This window comes from Shigella sp. FC1967, from assembly GCF_001743005.1.
Lineage (GTDB): Bacteria > Pseudomonadota > Gammaproteobacteria > Enterobacterales > Enterobacteriaceae > Proteus.
The window spans coordinates 1-225 of sequence record NZ_MIIZ01000393.1; the positions used below are offsets into that span (position 1 = coordinate 1).

Genomic DNA, 225 nt, shown 5'->3' on the forward strand with positions numbered 1-225 from the left:
AGGTCGTATTTTGGCAAAACTGAATCAGTTGCTGATGTGATAGAGGCGAAACGCTTTTCTCAACTAATACATTAAAATGAATAAGATGCCGAGACAACTATTGAGATTTATAATCTGCAAGTTATTAGGTCGTATTTTGGCAAAACTGAATCAGTTGCTGATGTGATAGAGGCGAAACGCTTTTCTCAACTAATACATTAAAATGAATAAGATGCCGAGACAACT

1 pseudogene is annotated in these 225 nt (G+C 35.6%); it reads left to right on the plus strand.

The window, feature by feature from the left end:
- Positions 1-90 precede the first annotated feature (90 nt).
- Positions 91-201: pseudogene (locus BHE89_RS27305) on the plus strand (hypothetical protein); the annotation flags it as partial.
- Positions 202-225: the final 24 nt, after the last annotated feature.